We start from the raw sequence: 24,440 nt of genomic DNA, 5'->3' as shown, positions 1-24,440 counted from the left end.
CAATGAGTTTAATAAAAAACAGCATATTTAATCTGTCAGGGTTCATAATACCGACTATTGTAGCTATTCCGAGTTTGGGTATTTTAGCACGTACGCTTGGAACTGAGCTTTTTGGAATTTTTACGTTAGCATTTGCTGTAGTAGGCTATGCAAGCATATTTGATGCAGGGCTAACACGTGCGGTTATAAGAGAAATATCTTTATACAGACATGATGACGATGAGCAAGTTAAAATAATATCAACAGCATCAGTTTCTGTTTTGGCATTAGGATGTATAGCAGGAGTAATACTTTACTTTATCACTTCTTATGTCCCGGGTTTTTTGAATGTGTCAACAGTCAATGTGAGTGACGTTCAATCGTCATTTAAAGTGCTGGCGCTAACGATACCCGTTTTTTTATTGAATCAAATATGGTTAGCTTATCTGGAAGGGCACGAAAGGTTCGCTGTAATTAATATACAGCGCGCACTAAGTAGCTCCTCCATAGCAGCAATACCTGCGATTTTAGTGTTGCTGCATAATAGTCTTTATTATGCAATTTTAGGGTTACTGGTAGGTCGGGTTATTTCACTGATAATGAGTTTCTACTTTAGCCGTGAAATTATTCTCAGAGACTTTAAATTAAGTAAAGAAACTTATCTTCGGCTATTGAAGTTCGGTGGATGGATTACAATAAGCAATGTTATATCACCTGTCATGGTCTATTTTGACCGGTTTGTGATATCGCATCTGCTCGGTGCAAACAAAATAGCATATTATACAGCGCCTTCAGAAGCCGTCTCTCGTCTCTTAAATATTCCTACAGCACTTTCCAGAGCGCTTTTTCCTAAACTAAGTGCGGGCAACGTTGACAGAAAAAAACTTGAAAAATTGAGTTATTTATTAATGGCAGCATGTTGTTTGCCCATCCTTATCATCGGCATTCCATTTGCCGAAAAGATACTGGTTGCCTGGATGGGAAATGATTATGCCGGAGAACCTGCAAAAATATTAAAGATCCTTTTAATTGGTTTTTTATTTAATGCGATGGCACAAATTCCATTTTCGAAAATACAAGCTATTGGCAAGGCACACATTACAGCAAGTCTTCATATGTTAGAGTTAGTACCTTATTTGCTAATGCTTTATTATTTAACTATTAATTATGCATTGACAGGGACTGCAATAGCATGGAGTGTGAGGGTGATAGTAGATTTTTTCGCTTTATTTTATCTTTCAAGGAAATTAGATGCAGAACGTTGACATAGCAATGGCAACCTATAACGGTGAAAGGTTTATAGCTGAGCAACTATTGTCTATACAAAAACAAACCTATCCTTACTGGACCTTGTATATCAGTGACGATGCATCTACCGATAACACGATTAAAATTATAAAAGATTTTGCATCTACTGATTCTAGAATAAAATTAATTAATACAGAAAGACAAGGCGGTGTAGTCAACAATTTCAACAAAGCTTTACTGGCTACCGATGCAGAGTATGTGTTGCTTTCAGATCAGGATGACTATTGGCCTGAGCAGCGGATCAATAATTTATTAGCAGCAATGATGGAAAAGCCTCAGGATAATGTCGCAATGGTGTTCAGCGATCTTACTTTGGTGGATGAGAATTTAAATATTGTATCTGAAAGTTTTTACAAATCGAGATCTATAAATCCTACAGAAAATATTAACTGTAATACGCTGATTTGGAAATGCAGTGTGTACGGTTGTTCCGTAATAGTTAATAGAAAACTGCTTAAAAAATGCTTGCCTATGCCCGAAGGAATTACAATGCATGATAACTGGCTGGCGCTTAACGCTGCGACAGAGAGTGGACTATATTTCTACAATCATCAGACTATTTTATACCGTCAACATAGCAATAACGTTGTAGGTGGGGCAGGTAAAACATTATGGGCAAAGATAACTACGCTTCCTCTAACAATTAAGAAAGTAATAAATTACAGAAAAAAAATAACGCGCCTCATCTCAGCAGCGAAAAACATTGAAGGAAATGAATCTCTTCATCCTGTTTGTACTTCGTGGTTATCTGACGTTTTTTTTGCTTTTAAATATATTATGCCCGCAGTTTTATTTGAGAACAGGAAAGGATTTGCCTTGACTATGTTCTTAGCTTTTGTGGTAAGCAGATGATTTATTTTATATATTTTTCTATAACTCTTCTCATATCCTTATTGAGACACAGGAAAAGTGAAAGAGTTACGTGCCTAATCATCACTTTATTGGTTTTTTGCTTTTCTTATCCAGCAGGAAATGACTGGATAGGTTATTTTCAAAATTATGATTGTTTGCAAAACAATTATTGTGACAACAACGCTCCGCAATTCGAACCTGGGTTCAATCTTATAGTCTATGTATTCGGAAGCTTAGGGTTTCTAGGCTATAATATAGTAATTGCCATATTTAATATCTATTGCCTTGATAAGTTTTCAAAACAATTCGAAAATAAAGCATTTATATATTTTTCAATGCTCAGTTTTATGTATTGGATGCTTTATCTCGAAGCAGTAAGACAATCGATAGCAATTTCATTATTATTATTAGCAATACCTTTCCTTTTCAGAAGGAAAATAATAGTTTATGTACTATTGATTTTGTTAGCCAGTACCGTACACACAACAGCCATTGTATGTTTGCTCTTTATTTTCCCAATAATTTCGCCAAGACTTTCAAGATTAAGTTCTTTATCGACACTGCTATTTTCATTAGCATTTCTATTTATTCCTTTTATTATTTTAAATATCGTTTTTTCACTGTTACAACCAGGTTCACTTGTGTATGAAAAATTAAACTTTTATCTCACCTCTGAAGCTTATCGCCCTCAACTTTCAGCTGGTGTGGGTACGGTATTTGATTTCATACTAATAGTACTACTCTTTTTATGCTATAAGCAGATAAAACGCAAAGATGAATGGCTTACTAATCAGCGCCTAAATTTAGTTTTACCAGGTATTATACTTTATATAAGTTTTGCAATAATTATTGGAAAAATGATGCCTGTTATGACAAGAATAGGATGGTATGGGCTGCCATTTGTCATAATAATGCTCAATACGAAAATTTCAGATTCCATTTATTTCGATAAAATTAAAAGCACAGCGTCTTTTCCTGTTACCAAATTAATGATTTATCTTTTTCTGATCGCGCAAGCTGCTCGCCCAATGCTTTATGAGCATTCACGATATGGAATAATGAATCAGGAAACTATCTTCCAGGCAGCTAACTACCTTAATGATGAAGGGCTTTATATTAAAGCGCAAAAAAAATGCGCAGTTTTACATGAGATGGGGCTTGAATTCCTGTGTTCAATATAATGGTTAACATGTGGAATAACTGATTAAGGCAACGTAATGATTTTTATTGATGGAATTATCTATTCTCTACAAAACTCGGGTGGAATATCTGTTTATTTTGATGAGTATTTGAAATATCTGAAGAAAAATAAAATTGAAAACGAACTGATTATTTATCCTAATAATAATCCCTATGCCAGCGAATTCAATGTAAACCGAACTCCGCGGATGAGTCTCAGCATAGAAAGATATATTGACGTAAGCATTTCACCTGAAACAAAAGATGATATTTTCCATTCTAGTTATTATCGACTCCCCGTAAACAAAAAAAATGTAAAAATAATCACGACTGTGCATGACTTCACATATGAAGTTTTCCCAAAGGGACTCAAAACAATAGTTCATCATTGGCAAAAAAAACGTGCAATACTCAATAGTGATGGGATTATTTGTATTTCTGAATCAACGCGAAAAGATATGCTTAAATACATCCCTGAAGCACGGTATATTCCTACAAAAGTAATATACAATGGCGTTAGCGATTTTACTCCTTTAGAGAAAACTTCAAGCAACGATAAATATGTGGTTTTTGTAGGAGCAAGAAATGGTTATAAAAATTTCACTTCTTGTGTAAAAGCACTTCAAAAGCATGAGGATATTAAACTTGTAGTAGTGGGTGGCGGCAAGTTTAACCCTGAAGAAATGACATTGTTAAATGAATATATTCCAGGTCGCTTTAATCATGCAGGATTTGTTAGTGAGGAAGAACTCAACTTACTTTACTCAAATGCCTATTGCCTTATTTATCCATCCTTGTATGAAGGCTTTGGAATCCCTGTCATAGAGGCAATGCGTTCTGGGTGTCCTGTTATAGCGTCGAACTCTTCTTCTGTAAAAGAAATCGCTACTGGCTCAGCAATTCTGTTAGATAAAATCACCGAAGACGATATCAGTCATGCGTTGCTACAACTCGGTGATAACGTAATAAGAGAAAAATTAATCTCATCTGGATTAGTTAATTCTGCTAAATTTTCCTGGACAAAAATGGCTCAGGAAACATTGAATTTTTATGATGAAATAAGAGATATAAAATGAAAAAAGCATTAATTACAGGCGTAACGGGTCAGGACGGATCTTATCTTGCAGATTTTTTGCTGGAAAAAGGATATGAAGTCCATGGAATAATTCGACGCACATCATCGTTTAATACTGAACGAATTGATAATGCTTTGAGTAAAAATCGTAATATGTACCTTCACTATGGTGATTTAACTGATTCTTCAAACTTAATAAGATTAATGAAAGATATCAGTCCTGATGAGGTCTATAATCTTGGCGCAATGTCCCATGTTGCAGTTTCATTTGAATCGCCGGAATATACTGCAGATGTAGATGCGATTGGTACTCTTCGTTTGCTTGAAGCTATTCGTATTTGCGGCCTTGAGAAAAAAACAAGATTTTACCAGGCTTCTACTTCGGAATTATACGGTCAGGTAAGAGAAATTCCGCAAAAGGAAACCACACCTTTCCACCCTAGATCGCCCTACGCCGTTGCTAAAATGTATGCCTACTGGATCACTGTTAATTATCGTGAATCCTATGGTATGTACGCTTGTAATGGTATTCTTTTTAATCACGAATCTCCACGTCGTGGTGAAACATTTGTTACCCGTAAAATTACTCGAACACTGGCTAATATCGCGCAGGGGCTGGAGAAGCAGTTAGAGTTAGGGAATATGGATTCATTACGTGATTGGGGCCATGCAAAAGATTATGTACGCATGCAATGGATGATGCTGCAGCAAAATCAGGCTGACGATTTCGTTATCGCAACAGGTAAACAAATTTCAGTCCGTGAATTTGTAAGAATGTCAGCACGTGAGCTTGGCATTGAGCTGGCGTTCACGGGTACCGGTGTTGATGAAATTGCTACGGTAACGTCTGTTTCAGGTGATAATGCGCCTGAAGTAAAAGTCGGCGATGTTATTGTTAAAGTTAATCCCCGTTATTTCCGTCCTGCGGAAGTAGAAACGCTTCTCGGTGATCCATCGAAAGCGAAGGAGCTACTTGGCTGGGAACCTTTAATTACTGTAGAAGAAATGTGTGCAGAAATGGTAGGACACGATTTAGATAACGCGAAACAACATGCATTATTAAAAAGTCATGGCTTCAACGTTTCAATTTCTGTGGAAAGTTAATTATGATTAAAAAAGTATTTATTGCAGGTCATCGCGGGATGGTAGGCTCCGCAATTCTACGCCAACTATCCAGGCGAACAGATATCGAAATTATTACAAAAACAAAAGAAGAGTTAAATTTACTTTCAAAAAATGATGTAGAAGAATTTTTCCAGTCTTCTGATATTGATGAGGTTTATCTCGCTGCTGCAAAAGTTGGTGGGATTCATGCTAATAATCATTTTCCAGCTGACTTTATTTATGAGAACATGCTGATTGAATGCAATGTCATCCATGCAGCGCATCTTGCCAATATACCTAAATTACTTTTTTTAGGTTCAAGTTGCATCTATCCAAAATTTGCCGAACAGCCAATTAAAGAATCTGCTCTTCTTACTGGCGAGCTTGAACAAACTAACGAGCCTTATGCTATTGCTAAGATAGCAGGTATTAAATTGTGTGAATCTTACAACAGGCAATTTGGGCGAGACTATCGAAGCGTAATGCCAACTAATTTGTATGGTGAAAATGATAATTTTCATCCTGAGAATTCCCATGTTGTTCCTGCTTTGATGCGTCGCTTCCATGAGGCCATGCTTAATGACGATTCAGAAGTAATTGTATGGGGAAGTGGTAACCCTATGCGAGAATTTTTGTATGTGGATGATATGGCGGAAGCTTCGGTTTTTGTAATGGAGCTGAATAATGCTACTTACGCAAACAATACTGCACCTATGCTTTCACATATAAACGTAGGAACGGGTATTGATTGCTCTATAAGAGAATTGGCGCAAACAATTGCTGAAGTAGTTGGTTACAAGGGCGAAATAAAATTTGACAGTTCAAAGCCTGACGGGACGCCAAGGAAATTACTCGATGTACAGCGCCTGAAAGATATGGGTTGGTCCTACTCTACCGATCTTAATGTTGGACTTAAAAAAACATATAATTGGTTTTTAGAGAATCAAAATTCTTTTAGGAAGTGAAATGGTACACCGACTAAGCAAAGATTTATTTGAGTCTGTTATCGCTAATGCGCCTTTAATTTCTATTGATCTTATTGTTGAAAATTCTAAAGGTGAAGTTTTACTAGGATATAGAAATAATAAACCTGCACAAAACTATTGGTTTGTACCGGGTGGCAGGATATTTAAATCGGAAACAATCCCTAATGCCTTTAAACGGATCGCGTATGATGAGTTAAATCTTAACTTAGATATTGATCTTGCTACCTTTAAAGGTGTTTATGAACATCATTATGACGATTCATTCGTCAGTGACGATGTTAAAACGCATTATGTTGTTCTCGCTTACGCTATATTTAATGTATCTGATTCAGAAAGTATGCCTGACATACAGCATGCGAAATTTAAATGGTTCAGCAAAGAAGAACTTTTAGTTTCTGATTCCGTTCACACCTATACTAAAAACTATTTTCAAGAAAGGCATTGATCTTATGTCAGTAAAATTGTTACCTGTTATTATGGCTGGAGGTTCGGGTAGTCGTTTATGGCCATTATCGAGAACATTATATCCTAAGCAATTCCTTGCACTTACCTCTGATGCAACCATGCTGCAGGAAACGATTAAGCGTGTTGAATCTTTGCCTCATCTTTCACCGTATTTAATATGTAACGAATCGCACAGGTTTATTGTCGCTGAGCAACTCCGGCAACATAATATAAAACATGGAGGGATTTTCCTGGAGCCTGTGGGGCGAAATACAGCACCTGCAATAACTTTAGCGGCATTACAGGCAGTTAAGAACTTAGACGATCCTGTTATGTTAGTACTGGCTGCAGATCACGTAATTAAGGATGAACAAGCATTCTTAACCGCAGTTGAAAATGCTATTCCTCTTGCTGAGTCTGGTAAGCTGGTTACATTTGGTATTGTACCTGACCGCCCTGAAACGGGATATGGCTATATCAAGCAGGGCGCTAATGTAAATGATTACTCCTTTAAAGTAGATTCTTTCGTAGAAAAACCGAATCTTGAAACTGCTCAAGAGTACTTATCCTCTGGAAAGTATTATTGGAATAGCGGGATGTTTTTATTTCGCGCCTCTGTGTTCTTAAAAGAAATAAGAAAGTTTCATAAAGAAATTTTAGAACACTGTGAAAAAGCCTTACTTGGTCAACATACCGATCTTGATTTTATACGTTTAGATGACACCGCATTCAAAAATTGCCCAGATGAATCGGTTGACTACGCTGTGATGGAAAAAACCCAGGACGCTGTCCTGGTTCCAATGAATGCAGCATGGAGTGATGTAGGTTCATGGTCTGCTTTGTGGGAAATAAACACTAAAGACAAAAATGACAATGCTATCAGAGGTGATGTCGTTACTTCAGATACATCCAATAGTTATATATACTCTCAAAATAAACTTGTTGCCACTGTTGGAATTGATAATTTAGTCGTTGTCGAAACTAAAGATGCAGTATTAATTGCACATAAAGATAAAGTGCAGGGCGTTAAAGATATTGTTCAACAGTTAAAAATTGATGACCGTTGTGAACATCTTCAGCACCGTGAGGTATTCAGACCATGGGGTTCACATGATACTATAAGTGAAGGTGCCCGTTTTCATGTTAAGAAATTGACTATAAAACAGGGGCAGCGCACTGCAACTCAGATACATCATCATCGTGCTGAACACTGGATTGTTGTATCTGGTACTGCAAGAGTATATAAAGGCGAGCAAAGTTACCTAATTACAGAAAACGAATCTATATATATACCTATAGGTGAAGCGCACGCTATCGAAAACCCTGGTGTTCTTCCTCTTGAGATCATTGAAGTCCGTACAGGAACATACTTGTCTGAAGACGATGTCATCCGTATTGGTGATGACGGGACAGGATATTAAGAATGAAAGTTTCTATAATTACAGCAACTTATAATAGTGAAAAAACAATCAAAGATACTGTCTTATCATTAGAGTCTCAAGATTATGATGACATCGAGTTTATTATTATTGATGGCGGATCTAAGGATAACACACTCGCTGTTGCACAAGAACACAGTTCACGGATTTCTAAAATAATTAGCGAGCCGGACAAAGGTATTTATGATGCTTTAAATAAAGGCATCCTTCATTCAACAGGTGATATTGTAGGTTTTCTTCACTCGGATGATGTTTTTTCATATCCTTCCGCGGTGTCGGATATTGTAAATAGTTTTAGTAATAATAATGTTGATGCTGTTTATTCTGACCTTAATTATGTTTCTCAAAAGAACATGAATAAAGTGGTTCGTAAATGGCATAGTGGTGTCTTCGATATTAGAAAACTTAAGTTTGGATGGATGCCCCCGCATCCCACTTTTTACATGAAAAAGAAAAAATATGATGAGTGGGGCGCATTTGATATTTCATACAGAATCTCAGCAGATTATGATTCCTTGCTGCGATATTTATATGTTCACAAAGCCTCAGTATTTTATCTCCCAAAAGTTCTGATTTCGATGAGGGTGGGCGGAGAAAGCAATCGATCACTCAGTAATATTATTAAGAAATCCAAAGAAGATATTGATGTTATCAAAAAAAATGGCTTGTTTTGGCCAGTTGTTCTGATATGTAAAAATCTTTCTAAACTTCCTCAATTCATCAAGTAATGATATGAAAAAATTAACTTGTTTTAAAGAATATGATATTCGTGGGAAACTTGGCGACGAACTTAATAATGATATTGCTTATAAAATAGGCCGCGCTTTCGGCCAATTTTTACAACCTAAAACAGTGGTTGTAGGTGGCGATGTAAGACTTACAAGTGAAGAGCTTAAACTTGCTCTTGCTCAGGGCCTCCAGGATTCGGGGGTTAATGTACTAGATCTGGGTATGGTTGGTACTGAAGAAATTTACTTTGCCACATTTCACTTAGGCTGCGATGGCGGTATTGAAGTAACGGCGAGCCATAATCCTATAAATTATAATGGTATGAAGCTTGTCCGGGCAGGCGCAAAGCCCGTTAGTGGTGACACCGGCTTGAGAGAGATTCAGTCCCTTGCTGAGTCCGCTATTTTTAGTCCTGTTGAGAGTAGCGTTAAAGGGACTTATTCGAAAATATCAACCCTTAACGAATATGTTTCTCATATCATAAGTAGTATCAATCTCAAGAACTTAAAACCCCTGAAGTTGGTCGTCAATAGCGGTAACGGTGTAGCTGGGCATGTCATTGATGCTATCGAAAAAAGATTCGTAGAAAATAATGTACCTGTCGAAATAGTAAAAATTCACCATAATGCCGACGGCCATTTCCCTAATGGTATTCCCAATCCGCTCTTGCCCGAATGTCGTGAAGATACGCAAAAAGCGGTTATAGAGCATAACGCCGATTTTGGGATAGCCTTTGATGGTGATTTCGATCGCTGCTTTTTCTTCGATGAAAAAGGAAGATTTATTGAAGGTTATTACATCGTTGGATTACTTGCTGAAGCTTTCCTCAAGAAAAATCCTGGCGAAAAAGTAATCTATGATCCTCGGTTGACATGGAACACTATTGACATTGTTACCTCAGTCGGGGGGCAGGCGATCATGTCTAAGACAGGCCATGCATTCATTAAAGAACGCATGCGCAAAGAAGATGCGATTTATGGTGGAGAGATGAGCGCGCATCACTATTTCAAAGATTTTGCTTATTGTGATAGTGGAATGATACCCTGGTTGTTGATCGCTGAACTGGTTAGTCTTAAAAACGTGTCTTTAGGTGAACTGGTTTCAGAAAGGATCGCCGCCTATCCTTCATCTGGTGAAATAAATATAAAATTAGCTGATCCTGACGCATCGATCGAGCGTGTGCTCGAGCACTACAAAGATATTGCAGAAAGTAAAGACTTTACTGATGGAATTAGTCTTGATTTTGGAACATGGCGTTTTAATTTGAGAAGATCGAATACGGAGCCTGTGGTGCGTTTGAATGTAGAATCACGAGGCAATATTCAATTGATGCAATCTAAAACATCTGAAGTATTGGACCTTTTAAATTCGTCCAATTAAACCTAAAGTCAAAAATGTCTTTTAGTTTAGTTGCGTTTAGTACAACTGTAAATTTTAAGTTTTCATGGTTTAACGATATATGCTGAAACCATCAATTACTTCCCTCATCTCGTTATCATGGGATAACATGTCAACACATTAAAAGCAGTCGTGTACTGCTGATTTCACATCAAGACAGGAGTAGATATGTCTAAGCAACAAATCGGTGTTGTAGGTATGGCAGTAATGGGACGCAACTTGGCACTTAATATTGAGAGCCGCGGCTACACCGTTTCTGTCTTTAACCGCTCACGTGAGAAGACTGATGAAGTGATTGCTGAGAATCCAGGCAAGAAGCTTGCGCCGTTCTACACCGTTGAAGAGTTTGTTGATTCACTGGAAAAACCGCGTCGTATCCTTCTGATGGTACAAGCCGGTGAAGCAACAGATAAAACGATTGCTTCTCTGACTCCACACCTTGATAAGGGCGATATCCTGATCGATGGGGGGAATACTTTCTATAAAGATACCATCCGTCGCAATAAAGAGCTTTCAGATCAGGGTTTCAACTTCATCGGTACTGGTGTTTCTGGCGGCGAAGAGGGTGCACTGAAAGGCCCTTCAATCATGCCTGGTGGCCAGAAAGAAGCGTATGAGCTGGTTGCGCCTATTCTTGATAAGATTGCTGCACGTGCGGAGGACGGAGAGGCTTGCGTCTCTTATATCGGTCCGGACGGTGCTGGTCATTACGTTAAGATGGTTCATAACGGTATCGAATACGGCGATATGCAGCTGATTGCCGAAGCCTATGCTCTGCTGAAAGGGGCGCTCGGCCTGAACAATGAAGAACTGGCTGAAACCTTTACTGAGTGGAATAACGGTGAACTGAGCAGTTATCTGATCGATATCACCAAGGACATTTTCACTAAGAAAGATGAAGAAGGTCACTACCTGGTCGATGTGATTCTTGATGAAGCAGCCAACAAAGGTACGGGTAAATGGACCAGCCAGAGTTCGCTGGATCTCGGTGAGCCGCTGTCGCTGATTACCGAATCTGTGTTTGCGCGCTATCTTTCTTCACTGAAGACTCAGCGTGTCGCTGCTTCAAAAGTTCTGAGCGGTCCTCAGGCTAACGCTTTTACCGGCGATAAAGCTGAATTCATTGAAAAAGTCCGTCGCGCTCTGTACCTGGGTAAAATCGTTTCTTATGCACAGGGCTTCTCACAGCTACGTGCAGCATCAGACGAGAACAACTGGGATCTGCAGTATGGTGAAATCGCGAAGATTTTCCGTGCTGGCTGTATTATCCGTGCGCAATTCCTGCAGAAAATTACGGATGCGTATGCAGAGAATGCAGGCATTGCTAACCTGCTGCTGGCGCCATACTTCAAAGATATTGCTGACCAGTACCAACAAGCGCTGCGTGATGTTGTGGCTTATGCCGTACAAAATGGTATTCCAACACCGACTTTCTCAGCCGCTATTGCCTACTACGATAGCTATCGTTCAGAGGTTCTGCCTGCTAATCTGATTCAGGCTCAACGTGATTATTTTGGTGCGCACACCTATAAGCGCATCGATAAAGATGGCGTTTTCCATACTGAATGGTTAGATTGATTTATAACGAAACCTCCCTTCTGGGAGGTTTCGTTTTTTAGTTCGCCTTTTTGCATATAACGCGATTGGAAACAGTCTATCCCGAGTTGAATTTTTATGAATGAAAATATTTCCACTAAAGGTAAAGGATCTGCAGCCCATGAAAATAATTCTGTTTCAAGCAATGAGCTTGACTTAATAGATGTTGTTTTTCAGCTGTGGCAAGGTAAGAAATTTATTGTCATTGGGATGATGACGGCGCTTATTATAGCAATAATATATGTGAGTGTGGTTAAGGAAAAATGGACATCGCAAGCTACAGTAACTTTACCCGCTGCAGGGCAGGTTGCTAACTACAATGCTGCTTTAGCTATTGTATATGCAGATACACCACAAGATAAACCTTCATTAAGTGGGTTACAAAATCAACTGTTTGGCCGATTCAGCGCTTCTCTAAATGCCTTGTCAGGCGCACTTGCCAACCTTGAAGAGCCTTTGTCGTTACGAGTAGAGCCCATCAAAGGAAGAGATGATGCACTCAATATCTCATTTGTTGGAAGCACGGCTAAAGAAGCACAATCACAACTTTCAAAATATATTGATAATGTTAATGCTGATGTTGTGAGAGATTATGGTGATGATATTAAGCGTAACCTTGGAGTGAAAACAAGGGAACTGACAAATACGCTCGATACCTATACTCAGGTTGCCATTAATCAAAAAGAGCACCGACTTGATGTAATCAAGCAGGCTCTCAAAGTTGCTCAGGCATCCAACGTCGATAAGCTGCAAGTCAATCAGGCAGAATTTCTCTCTGATGATACCTTATATTTACTGGGTACTGATGCACTGAATGCTATGGTGACAAACGAGAATTCTAAACCTCTTGATTATAGCAAAGAGTATTATGAAGCTCAGCGCGCTTTGCTGGCTGTGACGCATCTAAAAGTCGAGGTTGAAAACCTCCAATCCTATCGATACATTTCTCAAGCGGATCTTCCATTTAGGCGAGACAGTCCTAAAAAGGGCCTTATATTATTTCTTGCTATAATAGGCGGTGCAATTATTGGAGCATTGTTTGTTATTACACGTAATGCTTTTTACAGTTACAAGCAAAAATAATAAAGGCGATTGACGCATCTAAGAAATCTAAAATGATAGGTTGATATTGTAATTGTTAGAAAAAGCTCATTGTAAAATGAGCTTTTTTTTATTTTGATGGTATCAGGATTAAAAGATCTTTCGTAAAATCTGTGAGTAGGTGGTAAATCACCTCCACATCCTGAACATTTATTAAAAATTGTAGTTTTTACCTTATTGAACCAACAAATCCCCACTCCTCACCGACTTCTCTCCCGCCAACCTCAACACCAACATCCCTGCAGTGGCAAATCTGGCCCAGTGACGGGCATAAAGTATCCCACCGAACTCCGCCACCAGTGGTGTGATATGGTCCGTTACCGGATCGACAATCTCCGCGACCACTTCACCTGGCCTGATAAGCGCACCCAGAGGTTTACGATGCAGAATCAGTCCCGACACCGGCGAGTGAACATATTCGCAACCCGCAAGCGGAGTAGGGGGATTTTTCAGCGCAGGCGACAGGGCGGATGTCCCTTCGATATGACGTTGTTTAATAATGCTGCTTTCATCAATGCTCGTTGCCACACCCGGAGCGCCGAGTCCGGTACCGCTCTCGTCAACGCCTACTACATCTTCGCCGCCGCTGGCGACCGACACCAGCTCATCACCGCCGATAACCGGTGCCGCGACTTCGACAGAAACGGCAGCCTCACTGGCGGTAATGTAGCCTGACTCCTGTAGCGCGCTGATAATCGCATCGGCATCCTGCTCCGCCTGCTCTGGTGACACGTCGCGCACGCCCCGAAGTTCAAGCGTCACAGGTAACAAGCCCTGCGGCATCGGAAACTGTTCGCCAAAGCGGTCAGCCAGCGTCAGCCAGGGTTCACAACAGGCTTCATCGAATGGCTCTCCACCAGAAATTTGAGCCAGCAGTTGAACTTCACTGCCTAACCAGCGTGCCAGCGGTTCAACCTCCGGCCACGCATGAGGCGTGGTATACAGATGCGGCAGGGCTTCCCAGTCGCAATGCAGGTCGATCATTAAATCAGCCTGGCTGGCCATGCGCATCAGCGTGAAACGCTGTGCTTCAAGCTCCGTTTTGGGCACGGTATCACGGTAGTGGCGATCGATCGCATCGCGAATCAGCCGCTTGTTCTGGGTTTCGTTTGGCGTCAGGACAGTGGCCAGTTCATTAGCCAGCGAGGCGCCAAGCGACGGAAACTTACGGTTAAAGTCTTGACCGGTCTGGGTATGAAATCGCCCTAAATGAGTGCCATGCCAGTGCTGGCTGAGCGCCAGAGGATTAGAAACCGGGATCAGCGTAAACGACGCTTTCAACCGCCCGGCGGACTCCAGGGTTTGCAGACGCTGTTTCAAAAACCACGCGACAGCCATGCCGGGTATTTCATCCCCATGCAAGGCTGCCTGGATATAAACCTGTCGCGTAGGGTCATCGCCAAAATGAAAACTGATGATTTCACGCTGGGTGCCGAGAGAGGCGCTTAACAAGGGGTGATGTTGTTGGTACATACCGTGTTAATGTCCTTTTGTCGGTTCAGGGCAGCAAGCGCTGCCCATAAAGTCATTGAGTATAGCCCTGCAGAGGCCGAAGGGCGAAAATGCCCTTCATGACCTTACTTTTGAATGGAAATGTCGGTCGAGAAATAGTGCTTCTGAATCTTATCAAAGGTGCCGTTTTTCTTGATTTCATCAAAGGCATTATCCAGCGCCGTTTTTAGCTCGGTGTCATCTTTGCGCAGGCCAATAGCCGTGCCTGGACCGATAATGGGGTCCTGAACAATCGGGCCTGCGAGTGCAAAATCTTTGCCCTGCGGCTGTTTCAGAAAACCATTGGCGGCCTGCGCGGCATCGGTAAAGACCGCGTCAAGGCGTCCGGCCACTAAATCGCTTTCCACCTGGGCCTGATCGCCGTAAGGCACTACGGTGACGCCATGCGGCTGCCATTTTGCGCGGGCATAACGTTCCTGCACCGTGCCCTGTTCTACACCAACCGTTTTCCCTTTGAGCGACTCTGGCGTCGGTAACAGGCCAGAACCTTTGCGTGCGATAAGCTGAGTGTGGGTATCGTAAAGCGGCTGGGTAAAGTCGATTTGCTTCAAACGCTCTTCTGTAATGCCCATGTCAGACAGGATGGCATCGAATTTACGGGCTTTGAGTGCCGGGATCATGCCGTCGAACTGACTTTCCACCCACACGCACTTCGCCTGCATCTGTGCACACAGGGCGTTGCCTAAGTCGATATCGAACCCCACCAGTTTGCCCTGCGGGGTTTTTGATTCGAAAGGCGGATAGGTGGGATCGACAGCGAAGCGGACCTGTTCGATTTTTGCCTGTGCGCCGAACGCACAACCGGCAAGCACGGCCAGTGCCAGCGCAGCGCGCAGGCGGGTTTTGAGGGTTTTCGTTGCCATAGTTAAGATCTTCTGTTGTCGTAATGTTGTATTACGCAGAGTACCTTTCGACCGGGGTGATGGCAATTAGAGGATGATTTTCACAGTGTTAGCCCCACAAAGTGCACGGTAATCCTGGGTGTTCAGGATCACTGAGTGGTCCAGCACGCCCGCATTAAACGCAATCTCATCGTAACGTTCAAACAGCAGCGGATCGACAATCAGCAGTAAATCGGGATGAAAGCTGAATGGCGGAATAGCGCCAAATACACAGCCGGTAAGGCTGTCCACTTCCGCCGGTGAGGCGAGTGAGGCTCGGCGTCCGCCCACTGCCGCAGCCACTTTGGACAGGTCCGCCTGCTGGTCGGCCGGCAACACCGCCAGCACATGCTGTTTAACCCCATTGCCTTTGACATGGCACACCAGCGCCTTTGCACCCTGACCGACATCGGTGCCGCGGAGTTGTGCGACGGCTTCACATTTGCCGCTGGGCTGATGGGCGACCAGCCGGTAACGTGCCTGATGTTGATCGAGCAACGCGATCAATTTTTCATGGGTACTGAGCATCGGCTTTTCCGTTTTAATAAAAAAGGCGCCACCGCGCCTTTTTGTAACGCTGCTGCCCGCCTGACGGAGGAGCAGCAGAGAGGACAATCTACTTATGACGGGCGCGCAGATTACTGATAATCGTGCTGAAGTCTAACGCCTGGTCCTGCAGGAGTACCAGCAGGTGATAGATCAGATCCGAGGCTTCATTGGTCAGCTCTTCACGATCGTTCACCGTCGCCGCCAGTGCGGTTTCTACACCTTCTTCACCGACTTTCTGTGCAATGCGCTTGGTGCCGCTGGCATAGAGTTTCGCGGTGTAAGAGCTGTCCGGATCGGCGCTTTTACGTGATGCCAGCAGTTGTTCCAGCTGATAGAGGAACGTCCAGTCAGGGGCAGCAGGCGAGAAGCAGCTGGACGTACCAAGATGACAGGTTGGGCCAATCGGGTTCGCCAGCACCAGCAACGTGTCGTTGTCACAGTCCGGCGTAATGCTGACGACCTGCAAAAAGTGACCAGAAGTTTCACCTTTGGTCCACAGCCGGTTTTTGGTACGTGAAAAAAACGTCACGTTACCGTCCTGCAGGGTTTTCTTCAGCGCATCCTGGTTCATATAACCGTGCATCAGAACTTCGCCAGATACGCTGTGCTGGACGATAACGGGCATCATGCCTTGGGTCTTTTCCCAGTCTAACCGGGACAACTGTTGTTCAGTTAACACGCGCGAATCTCCACACCGTTGTCGATCAGAAAGCGTTTCAGCTCGCCGATATTAATAATCTGTTTGTGAAACACCGATGCCGCAAGGGCACCGTCAACGTTGGCCTGTTCAAAGGCCTCAAGGAAGTGGGCCATGGTACCTGCGCCACCGGAGGCGATAAGCGGCACCTTGCACACTTCACGCATTGTCTTTAGCTGTATCAGGTCATAGCCATTGCGCACGCCGTCCTGATTCATCATGTTCAGCACAATCTCACCTGCGCCAAGCTTCTGCACTTCCTGCACCCAGTCGCGCGTTTCCCACTGGGTGACGCGCGTCCGGGATTCATCGCCCGTGTACTGATTAACATGATATTTGCCGCTGGCATCATCAAACCAGGTATCAATGCCCACTACGATGCACTGCACGCCAAAGCGGTCGGCCAGCCGGGTGATCAAGGAAGGATCGGCCAGGGCAGGGGAGTTGATGGAGATTTTATCCGCACCAAACTCCAGAATCCGGGCCGCATCTTCCGGGGTTTTAATCCCGCCCGCCACGCAGAAAGGAATATCGATAACCTCAGCGACGCGCGAAACCCAGCTTTTATCCACCACACGGTCATCCGATGAGGCGGTGATATCATAAAATACCAGTTCGTCGGCCCCTTCTTCCGCATAGCGCTGCGCCAGCGGCACGATATCACCGATAATTTCATGATTACGAAACTGAACGCCTTTCACCACCTGACCGTCACGCACATCAAGACAGGGAATTATCCGTTTTGCCAGCATGCTATTGCCTCCGAAACCGTAAATTTACCTTCCAGCAGCGCACGCCCGACAATCACGCCCTGAACGCCACTGCCGCGTAAGGCGGCAATATCACTGAGTTCACCAATACCGCCCGACGACTGAAACGCAATCTGCGGAAAGCGCGCGGTCACTTCTTTATAGAGTTCCACATTCGAGCCGCTGAGCGTACCGTCGCGGGAAATATCCGTGCAGAGGACATGCCTGAGGCCAACGGGCTGGAACTGTTCGATCACCTCTTCCAGCGTCACACCGGCCGCTTCCTGCCAGCCGCTGATGGCGATGTCTTTACGGTTCGCCGCATCAATACGGACGTCCAGCGCCAGCACGATGGCCTCGGGGCCAAATTCCTGAAACCAGGCTTTGACGTCCTCGGGCTGTTTCACGGCGGTTGAACCGACAACGACCCGGCTGGCGCCCGCATCCAGCAACGCTTTTACGTCATCCCGGGTACGAATACCACCGCCAACCTGCACGATCGCATTTACGCCGTTGAGCAGGTTTTTCAGTAAGGCAATCTGGCGTTTAGCCGGGTCTTTGGCACCGGTCAGGTCAACAAGGTGCAATACCGTTGCGCCCTGGCCTGCGTAGTCCTGCAAACGGGGCAGGGGATCGCTGCCGTAATCACGCTGTTGCGCATAATCACCCTGATGCAGGCGCACGACCTTGCCATCGATTAAATCTAATGCGGGGATAATCATTACATCTCCAGGAAGTTTTTCAGCAACTGTGCGCCCACTTTGCCAGAGCGTTCCGGGTGGAACTGCACGCCAAAGAAATTATCTTTCTGCACTGCGGCGGTAAAGGCCTGACCATAGTGGCACTGGGCAATGGTGCTGGCGTTTACCGGCATGGCATAGCTGTGGACGAAGTAGAAATAGCTGCCTTCATCGATGCCGCGAAACAGATGATTTCCGGCCTGCGAGGTAATCTGGTTCCAGCCCATGTGCGGCAGCGGCAACCCCTGAGTATCCATCAGCGAAACCGGCTGGTCGATAATGCCCAGCGTCGGCACGCCGCCGTTCTCTTCGCTGTGGCTGCCCAGCAGTTGCATCCCCAGACAAATACCTAAGACCGGTTGCGTACAGGCTTTGACCAGCTCAATAAGCTCGCGCTCTTCTAACTGATTCATGGCGGCCTGGGCCGTACCTACGCCCGGCAGAAACAGCTTATCGGCGCGCAGCACCACGTCAGGATGGCGGCTGACCTCTGGCGCGTAGCCCAGACGTTCAACGGCCCACTTTACCGATGACAGGTTGGCACAGCCCGTATCCAGGATCACCACGTTCATTAGAGCACTCCTTTCGAGCTCGGCAGGGTATTTCCTTCCACGCGAATGGCCTGACGCAGCGTACGGCCAAAGGCTTTGAACAAGCTTTCCACACGGTGGTGGTCGTTTTTACCTTTCGTCTTCAGGTGCAGGGTGCTCATCATGGCGTAGGACAGCGAACGGAAGAAATGTTCCACCATCTCCGTGCTGAGATCGCCCACGCGCTGGTAGCTGAATTCGGCTTTGAATTCGATATGCGGACGACCGGAAATATCCAGCGCGCAGCGCGCCAGGCATTCGTCCATTGGCAGCACAAAGCCAAACCGACCAATGCCGCGCTTATCGCCCAGGGCTTTCAGCAGTGCTTCACCCAGTGCCAGACCGGTATCTTCAACCGTGTGGTGATCGTCAATGTACAGGTCGCCTTTTACTTCGATGTTCATGCGAAAGCCGCCGTGTACGGCAATCTGATCCAGCATGTGGTCAAAGAACCCCACACCGGTATTGATCTTGCTACCGCCTTCACGGTCCAGCCAGACCTCGACGCGCACCTGGGTTTCTTTGGTGTTGCGCTGTACCAGTGCATAGCGATCGCGTTGTGTCAGCTGTTGCTGAATGGCTTTCCAGTCCTGACCTTCTGTGCCGTAGCGAATGCCCTGAATGCCCATGTTCTCGGCCAGCTGAATATCGGTCTGACGATCGCCAATCACATAGCTTTGCGCGATGTCGAGTGCGCCCTCTGCCAGCCAGGCTTCCACCATTTTGGTTTTTGGCTTGCGGCAGTCGCAGTGATCGTCTGGCTTATGTGGGCAGATCAAAATGTCGCTAAAGCTAATGCCCTGCGAGTTCAGGATCTGCATCATCAGATTGTGCGGGCCATCAAAATCGGCCTGAGGAAAACTGTCCGTGCCCAGACCGTCCTGATTGGTGATCATCACCAGCTGATAGCCTGCGTCCTGAAGCGCCAGCAGCGCGGGCACCACATCCGGCTCAAATGCCAGCTTATCCATGCGATCCACCTGAAAATCCTGCGGAGGTTCAGAGATAATCGTGCCATCGCGGTCAATAAAAAGGGTCTTCTGACTCATGCTTACTCCAGAGATAAGGCTTGCAGCGCGGCGATCAGGCGTTCGCACTCTGTTCGGGTTCCCACAGAGATACGCAGACAGCCTGCAAGGCCGGGATTCTTGTTTTGGTCACGCAAAATAATGCCCTGATCCCACAAGGTTTTAAAGACCCGCGGCGAGTCAGTAAAGCGCACCAAAATATAGTTGGTTTCGCTGGGAAAAACCTGCTCTACGGCGCGAATCTGTGGTAACTGCTCAAACAGCCAGCGGCGATTGGCATTCAGCTCTTCCACGTGCTGGCGCATCAGGGCAACGCCTTCCTCGTTCAGGGCCTGGCCCGCGACGTCGGCGACCGGTGTGGCAAGCGGATAGGGCGCAATCACTTTCATGAGCAAATCGATGACCGGCTTATTCGCCAGGGTAAAGCCACAGCGCAGGCCAGCCAGCGCAAAAGCTTTCGATAAGGTACGCAGAATCACCAGGTGCGGATAATCCTTTAACCAGCCCGCGAGCGTCGCCTGGGGGCAAAACTCAATATAGGCTTCGTCCGCGACGACCAGCGCTTTTCCGGCGGTCATCGCCAGCAACTGACGGATATCGTCCTGATCAATCAGATTACCGGTGGGGTTATTCGGGCTGCACATGTAGACCACTTTCACACCGTCGAGTTGTTCGGCAATCGCGGGCAGGTTCAACTGCCAGTCTTTCAGCGCCGGAACGGTACGGTATTCAATACCGATGGTTTCGGCACTGACGCTGTACATGCCATAGGTCGGTGGGCAGAAAAGAATGGCATCTTTCCCCGGCTCACAAAATGCACGCATCAGCAGTTCAATGCCTTCATCTGCACCACGGCTAACCAGCACCTGCTCTGGCGTGAGACCGGCATAGGCCGCATAACGCGTGATCACCTGTTTCGGCTGGCATTCCGGGTAGCGATTCAGGGTTTGCTGCGACAGCTCAAAGGGCACCGGCAGCGGGAACTCGTTAGCGTTCAGCCAGACATCACCATTGCCGCCCAGGCGTCGGGCCGACTGATAGGGCGTCAGTGCCCGCACGTTAGCCCGTGCCAGCTGTTCAATATCCTGACTCATGCTTGCTCCTTGAGTGCGGCAACGCGCAACGTAACGGCATTTTTATGGGCATGCAGCTGCTCAGCCGCCGCCAGGGTTTCGATGGTCGCTGCCAGGTTCAGGAAGCCCTGCGGTGTCAGTTCCTGCACGGTCATGCGTTTCTGAAAGTCGGCCAGGCCCAGGCTGGAGCAGGTGGCGGTGTAGCCATAGGTGGGCAGCACGTGGTTAGTACCGGATGCATAGTCACCCGCCGATTCCGGCGACCAGTCTCCCAGAAAAACCGAACCGGCGCTGGTGATGTGTTCGACCAGATCCCGTGGCGCGCGGGTTTGCAGAATCAGATGCTCCGGGCCATATCGGTTGGAAATGTCGAGGCACTGTTGCATATCCTGGGCCACGATCAGACGGCTGCTTTCCAGCGCCTGCCGGGCAGTCGCGGCGCGTGGCAACTGGGCCAGCTGTTCTTCAACCGCGTCGGCGACGCGCTCAGCCAGCGCCTGGGAAGGCGTCAGCAGAATCACCTGCGAATCGGGGCCGTGTTCCGCCTGTGACAGCAGGTCAGAGGCAACGAAAGCCGGCGTCGCACCTTCATCGGCAATCACCAGCACTTCCGACGGACCGGCGGGCATATCAATCGCCGCGCCATCAAGACGCTGGCTCACCTGACGTTTGGCCTCGGTCACCCAGGCATTGCCCGGGCCGAAAATTTTGTCCACCTTAGGAATGCTTTCCGTGCCAAAGGCCAGGGCGGCAATCGCCTGTGAACCACCAACCTGAAACACCTCTTCCACCCCGCAGAGCTGCGCTGCGTAGAGAATTTCATCCGCAATGGGCGGAGGCGAACACAGCACGACGCGACCGCAACCGGCAATGCGTGCAGGCGTCGCCAACATCAACACGGTAGAGAATAGCGGGGCAGAACCGCCAGGAATATACAAACCGACGGATTGTACCGGGCGCGTCATTTGCTGACAGCGCACGCCGGGCTGCGTTTCCACATCCACCGGCGGTAAGATCTGCGCCCGGTGAAAGGTTTCAATATTGCCAATGGCTACTGCCATCGCCTGCTTCAGTTCGTCACCAAGGCGATCGCTGGCGGCCTGAATCTGCTGCGGTGTGACGCGCAGCGTTTTTACGTCGACCTTGTCAAAGCGCGCGCTGAATTCACGTAATGCCGCGTCACCCTCGTCTTTCACCCTGACCAACACATCGCGCACAATCTGACTGATGCTGTCAGATGAGGAGAGTGCGGGGCGCGCCAGCAGCGCCTGTTGCTCCTCGCGGCTGCACGCTTGCCAATTCACGGGCGTCATGATTTTGCTCATCGCTTACTCCAGCATTTTTTCGATTGGCAACACCAGAATAGAACTGGCACCCAGCGCTTTGAGTTTTTCCATGGTTTCCCAGAACAGCGTCTCGCTGCTCACCATGTGCATCGCCACGCGGCTGACATCGCCCGCCAGCGGCAGGACAGTCGGGCGTTCGGCACCCGGCAACAGGCTGATCACGTCTTCCAGACGCTCGCTTGGCGCGTGTAACATGATGTATTTCGATTCACGCGCTTTGATCACGCCCTGAATGCGGGTCATCATTTTATCGATCAGCTCCTGCTTGGCGGCTGGCATCTCGCCGTCGCGCTGAATCAGCACGGCTTTTGAGCGATAAATGACTTCTACTTCGCGCAGGCCGTTCGCTTCCAGCGTCGCGCCGGTGGAGACCAGGTCGCAGATCGCGTCGGCCAGACCGGCACGCGGTGCCACTTCTACCGAGCCGTTTAATAAACAGGATTTAAAGTTGACGCCTTGCTTGTCGAGATACTGTTTTAACAGGTGAGGATAGGAGGTGGCGATACGGGCATTGTTCAGGCCCTGCGGGCCGCTGTACGCGTCGTCAACCGGCATGGCCAGTGACAGGCGGCAACCGCCAAAATCCAGACGACGCAGCGTGAAATAACGCGGGTCTTCGCCCTGCGCGCGGCGGTTCAGCATCTCTTCTTCCAGCACGTTCTCGCCGATAATGCCCAGATCCACTACGCCGTCCATTACCAGTCCCGGAATATCGTCATCGCGCACCCGCAGGATATCAATAGGCATATTTTCCGCAAAGGCGATCAGACGCTGTTGCTGAAGATTAATTTTGATACCACAGCGTGCCAGCAGCTCGCGTGAATCATCGCTTAATCGACCTGATTTCTGCATAGCTATGCGTAAACGGCTATTGTCTAACATCGTTCCTGTCCCCTTGATTGACCTGTCCTGAATGATTGATTTGCGTCAGCCCATAAAAAAACCCCCGGAAGACGATCTTCCGGGGGTTCTCTTGCGTTCGCACCACTGGAAGATCCTAGACGTCTTCCAGCACACATCGCCTGAAAGACTAGTCAGGGTGATGGTGGTGATGATGGTTGAACTGAACGCGTGTCATAAAATTCTCGATAATGAAAAGTTATTCATTTGTGTGGAATTAACCTAACGAAGATAGTTGAAATTGGCAACTCTTTTTTAATGTTGTTATTCGCAAAGCGCCGAAACACTTTGAACTGGTTTGCAACTCAGCGGAGGCTTAAGATGAGAACATCTTGAAGTCTGCAGCAGGAGACAAAATGAAAAAGGTCGCAATAGTAGGACTGGGCTGGCTGGGCATGCCGTTAGCTACGGCGTTAACCGCCAGAGGCTGGCAGGTCACCGGCAGTAAAACCACGCCGGATGGCGTTGAGGCGGCCCGTCGCTGCGGTATCGACGCGTTTCAACTGGAACTGACGCCCGACCTTATCTGCGATGCGGAAGATCTGGACGTGCTGTTCGACGTTGACGCGCTGGTCGTCACCTTGCCCGCCAGCCGCACGGCAGAGGGCGGGGACGCTTACGTACAGGCGGTGCAAAACGTGGTAGACACGGCGCTGGCCCGTAACGTACCGCGTATTATCTTTACCAGCTCGACATCCGTCTATGGCGGCAGCTCAGGCATCAAAACCGAAAAAAGCGCCTTGCAACCGGAAACCACGGCGGGCAAAACGCTGGTGGAACTGGAAAACTGGCTGCATGATTTACCTGGCACCAGCGTGGATATTCTGCGTCTGGCAGGGCTGGTGGGGCCAAAGCGTCATCCGGGACGTTTCCTGGCCGGTAAGCTGGCGCTGCCCAACGGTTCACATGGTGTCAATTTGGTTCACCTTGATGATGTGGTTGAGGCCATCCTGTTGCTGTTACAAACGCCTAAAGGCGGGCGCACGTTCAACCTGTGCTCTCTGAAACATCCGTCTCGTGCGCAGTTCTACCCCGGCGTCTCACGCCAGTTGGGCATGACGCCACCGACCTTTGCGCCTGAAGCCGGTGACGACAGCGGTAAGCTAATAGACGGTTCGCGGATTTGTCACGAGCTGGGTTTTGAGTACCGCTACGATGACCCGCAAAAAATGCCTCTGGAATAAG

Annotated in this window: 25 protein-coding genes and 1 other annotated feature; of the genes, 13 read left to right on the top strand and 12 right to left on the bottom strand. The window is 46.4% G+C overall.

Translation table 11 applies throughout. The features are described 5' to 3' along the window. Positions 1 to 2: 2 nt before the first annotated feature. From CMR03_RS03635 to wzzB, 12 genes are all read left to right on the top strand, one after another. Positions 3 to 1,244 (top strand): flippase, encoded by a 1,242-nt coding sequence (locus CMR03_RS03635; RefSeq protein ID WP_096010805.1) that lies wholly within the window; start codon positions 3 to 5, stop codon positions 1,242 to 1,244. Further along, positions 1,231 to 2,139 (top strand): glycosyltransferase family 2 protein, encoded by a 909-nt coding sequence (locus CMR03_RS03630; RefSeq protein WP_096010804.1) that lies wholly within the window; start codon positions 1,231 to 1,233, stop codon positions 2,137 to 2,139. The genes CMR03_RS03635 and CMR03_RS03630 overlap by 14 nt, the downstream gene beginning before the upstream one ends. Then, complete coding sequence (locus CMR03_RS03625) at positions 2,136 to 3,320, top strand: EpsG family protein (protein ID WP_096010803.1); 1,185 nt, start codon at positions 2,136 to 2,138, stop codon at positions 3,318 to 3,320. The genes CMR03_RS03630 and CMR03_RS03625 overlap by 4 nt, the downstream gene beginning before the upstream one ends. Before the next feature lie 36 nt (positions 3,321 to 3,356). Beyond that, complete coding sequence (locus tag CMR03_RS03620) at positions 3,357 to 4,394, top strand: glycosyltransferase family 4 protein (RefSeq protein ID WP_096010802.1); 1,038 nt, start codon at positions 3,357 to 3,359, stop codon at positions 4,392 to 4,394. After that, complete coding sequence (gene gmd, locus CMR03_RS03615) at positions 4,391 to 5,497, top strand: GDP-mannose 4,6-dehydratase (protein ID WP_096010801.1); 1,107 nt, start codon at positions 4,391 to 4,393, stop codon at positions 5,495 to 5,497. The genes CMR03_RS03620 and gmd overlap by 4 nt, the downstream gene beginning before the upstream one ends. Positions 5,498 to 5,499: 2 nt before the next feature. After that, positions 5,500 to 6,462: a GDP-L-fucose synthase gene (gene fcl, locus CMR03_RS03610; protein ID WP_096010800.1), complete on the top strand. Its 963-nt coding sequence runs from the start codon at positions 5,500 to 5,502 to the stop codon at positions 6,460 to 6,462. Between the two features lies 1 nt (position 6,463). Continuing rightward, positions 6,464 to 6,928 (top strand): GDP-mannose mannosyl hydrolase, encoded by a 465-nt coding sequence (locus CMR03_RS03605; protein ID WP_096010799.1) that lies wholly within the window; start codon positions 6,464 to 6,466, stop codon positions 6,926 to 6,928. A 4-nt stretch (positions 6,929 to 6,932) separates the two neighbouring features. Next, complete coding sequence (locus tag CMR03_RS03600) at positions 6,933 to 8,348, top strand: mannose-1-phosphate guanylyltransferase/mannose-6-phosphate isomerase (RefSeq protein WP_096010798.1); 1,416 nt, start codon at positions 6,933 to 6,935, stop codon at positions 8,346 to 8,348. A gap of 2 nt (positions 8,349 to 8,350) precedes the next feature. Further along, complete coding sequence (locus CMR03_RS03595; RefSeq protein WP_096010797.1) at positions 8,351 to 9,094, top strand: glycosyltransferase family 2 protein; 744 nt, start codon at positions 8,351 to 8,353, stop codon at positions 9,092 to 9,094. A 4-nt stretch (positions 9,095 to 9,098) separates the two neighbouring features. After that, on the top strand, positions 9,099 to 10,475 hold the full coding sequence (gene cpsG / locus CMR03_RS03590; RefSeq protein WP_096010796.1) for a phosphomannomutase CpsG: 1,377 nt from the start codon (positions 9,099 to 9,101) through the stop codon (positions 10,473 to 10,475). A 186-nt stretch (positions 10,476 to 10,661) separates the two neighbouring features. Next, on the top strand, positions 10,662 to 12,071 hold the full coding sequence (gene gndA / locus CMR03_RS03585; protein WP_096010795.1) for an NADP-dependent phosphogluconate dehydrogenase: 1,410 nt from the start codon (positions 10,662 to 10,664) through the stop codon (positions 12,069 to 12,071). A 96-nt stretch (positions 12,072 to 12,167) separates the two neighbouring features. Continuing rightward, positions 12,168 to 13,172 carry an LPS O-antigen chain length determinant protein WzzB gene (wzzB, locus tag CMR03_RS03580; protein WP_096010794.1) on the top strand — a complete coding sequence of 335 codons (1,005 nt, stop codon included), beginning with the start codon at positions 12,168 to 12,170 and terminating at the stop codon, positions 13,170 to 13,172. 192 nt (positions 13,173 to 13,364) lie between these two features. On the opposite strand, the gene CMR03_RS03575 is transcribed toward wzzB, so the two are convergent. The 12 genes from CMR03_RS03575 to hisL form a co-directional block, all read right to left on the bottom strand. Continuing rightward, positions 13,365 to 14,663 (bottom strand): succinylglutamate desuccinylase/aspartoacylase family protein, encoded by a 1,299-nt coding sequence (locus CMR03_RS03575; RefSeq protein ID WP_096010793.1) that lies wholly within the window; start codon positions 14,661 to 14,663, stop codon positions 13,365 to 13,367. Between the two features lie 104 nt (positions 14,664 to 14,767). Further along, positions 14,768 to 15,565, bottom strand: coding sequence for an ABC transporter substrate-binding protein (locus CMR03_RS03570; RefSeq protein WP_096010792.1), 798 nt, complete (start codon positions 15,563 to 15,565; stop codon positions 14,768 to 14,770). Positions 15,566 to 15,631: 66 nt separating this feature from the next. Further along, positions 15,632 to 16,111, bottom strand: a complete 480-nt coding sequence (locus CMR03_RS03565; RefSeq protein WP_063881212.1) for a YbaK/prolyl-tRNA synthetase associated domain-containing protein — start codon at positions 16,109 to 16,111, stop codon at positions 15,632 to 15,634. Between the two features lie 88 nt (positions 16,112 to 16,199). Continuing rightward, entirely contained in the window at positions 16,200 to 16,811 is a 612-nt protein-coding gene (gene hisIE / locus CMR03_RS03560) for a bifunctional phosphoribosyl-AMP cyclohydrolase/phosphoribosyl-ATP diphosphatase HisIE (protein WP_096010791.1), read from the bottom strand. After that, positions 16,805 to 17,581: an imidazole glycerol phosphate synthase subunit HisF gene (hisF, locus tag CMR03_RS03555; protein ID WP_096010790.1), complete on the bottom strand. Its 777-nt coding sequence runs from the start codon at positions 17,579 to 17,581 to the stop codon at positions 16,805 to 16,807. The genes hisIE and hisF overlap by 7 nt, the downstream gene beginning before the upstream one ends. Then, positions 17,563 to 18,300, bottom strand: a complete 738-nt coding sequence (gene hisA / locus CMR03_RS03550) for a 1-(5-phosphoribosyl)-5-[(5-phosphoribosylamino)methylideneamino]imidazole-4-carboxamide isomerase (protein WP_063880147.1) — start codon at positions 18,298 to 18,300, stop codon at positions 17,563 to 17,565. The genes hisF and hisA overlap by 19 nt, the downstream gene beginning before the upstream one ends. Continuing rightward, complete coding sequence (gene hisH, locus CMR03_RS03545) at positions 18,300 to 18,890, bottom strand: imidazole glycerol phosphate synthase subunit HisH (RefSeq protein ID WP_063880146.1); 591 nt, start codon at positions 18,888 to 18,890, stop codon at positions 18,300 to 18,302. The genes hisA and hisH overlap by 1 nt, the downstream gene beginning before the upstream one ends. Beyond that, positions 18,890 to 19,957, bottom strand: coding sequence for a bifunctional histidinol-phosphatase/imidazoleglycerol-phosphate dehydratase HisB (gene hisB / locus CMR03_RS03540; protein ID WP_096010789.1), 1,068 nt, complete (start codon positions 19,955 to 19,957; stop codon positions 18,890 to 18,892). The genes hisH and hisB overlap by 1 nt, the downstream gene beginning before the upstream one ends. A gap of 2 nt (positions 19,958 to 19,959) precedes the next feature. Continuing rightward, complete coding sequence (gene hisC / locus CMR03_RS03535) at positions 19,960 to 21,030, bottom strand: histidinol-phosphate transaminase (protein ID WP_096010788.1); 1,071 nt, start codon at positions 21,028 to 21,030, stop codon at positions 19,960 to 19,962. Further along, positions 21,027 to 22,334: a histidinol dehydrogenase gene (hisD, locus tag CMR03_RS03530; protein WP_063880143.1), complete on the bottom strand. Its 1,308-nt coding sequence runs from the start codon at positions 22,332 to 22,334 to the stop codon at positions 21,027 to 21,029. Before hisD ends, hisC begins: the two co-directional genes overlap by 4 nt. Positions 22,335 to 22,337: 3 nt before the next feature. Then, positions 22,338 to 23,237, bottom strand: a complete 900-nt coding sequence (gene hisG, locus CMR03_RS03525; protein WP_063880142.1) for an ATP phosphoribosyltransferase — start codon at positions 23,235 to 23,237, stop codon at positions 22,338 to 22,340. Between the two features lie 52 nt (positions 23,238 to 23,289). Continuing rightward, positions 23,290 to 23,410: a sequence feature (His leader region), on the bottom strand. Next, positions 23,386 to 23,433 carry a his operon leader peptide gene (gene hisL / locus CMR03_RS24925; protein WP_100396937.1) on the bottom strand — a complete coding sequence of 16 codons (48 nt, stop codon included), beginning with the start codon at positions 23,431 to 23,433 and terminating at the stop codon, positions 23,386 to 23,388. (Overlaps the previous feature by 25 nt.) 178 nt (positions 23,434 to 23,611) lie before the next feature. Here hisL and CMR03_RS03520 point away from each other — a divergent pair, with 178 nt between their 5' ends. After that, positions 23,612 to 24,439 (top strand): SDR family oxidoreductase, encoded by an 828-nt coding sequence (locus CMR03_RS03520; RefSeq protein ID WP_063880141.1) that lies wholly within the window; start codon positions 23,612 to 23,614, stop codon positions 24,437 to 24,439. The last annotated feature ends 1 nt before the right edge of the window (position 24,440 follow it).

The organism is Pantoea allii (assembly GCF_002307475.1).
Taxonomy (GTDB): domain Bacteria; phylum Pseudomonadota; class Gammaproteobacteria; order Enterobacterales; family Enterobacteriaceae; genus Pantoea; species Pantoea allii.
The sequence above is the reverse complement of the archived record's forward strand: the minus strand, read 5'-3'. Positions and strand labels throughout refer to the sequence as shown.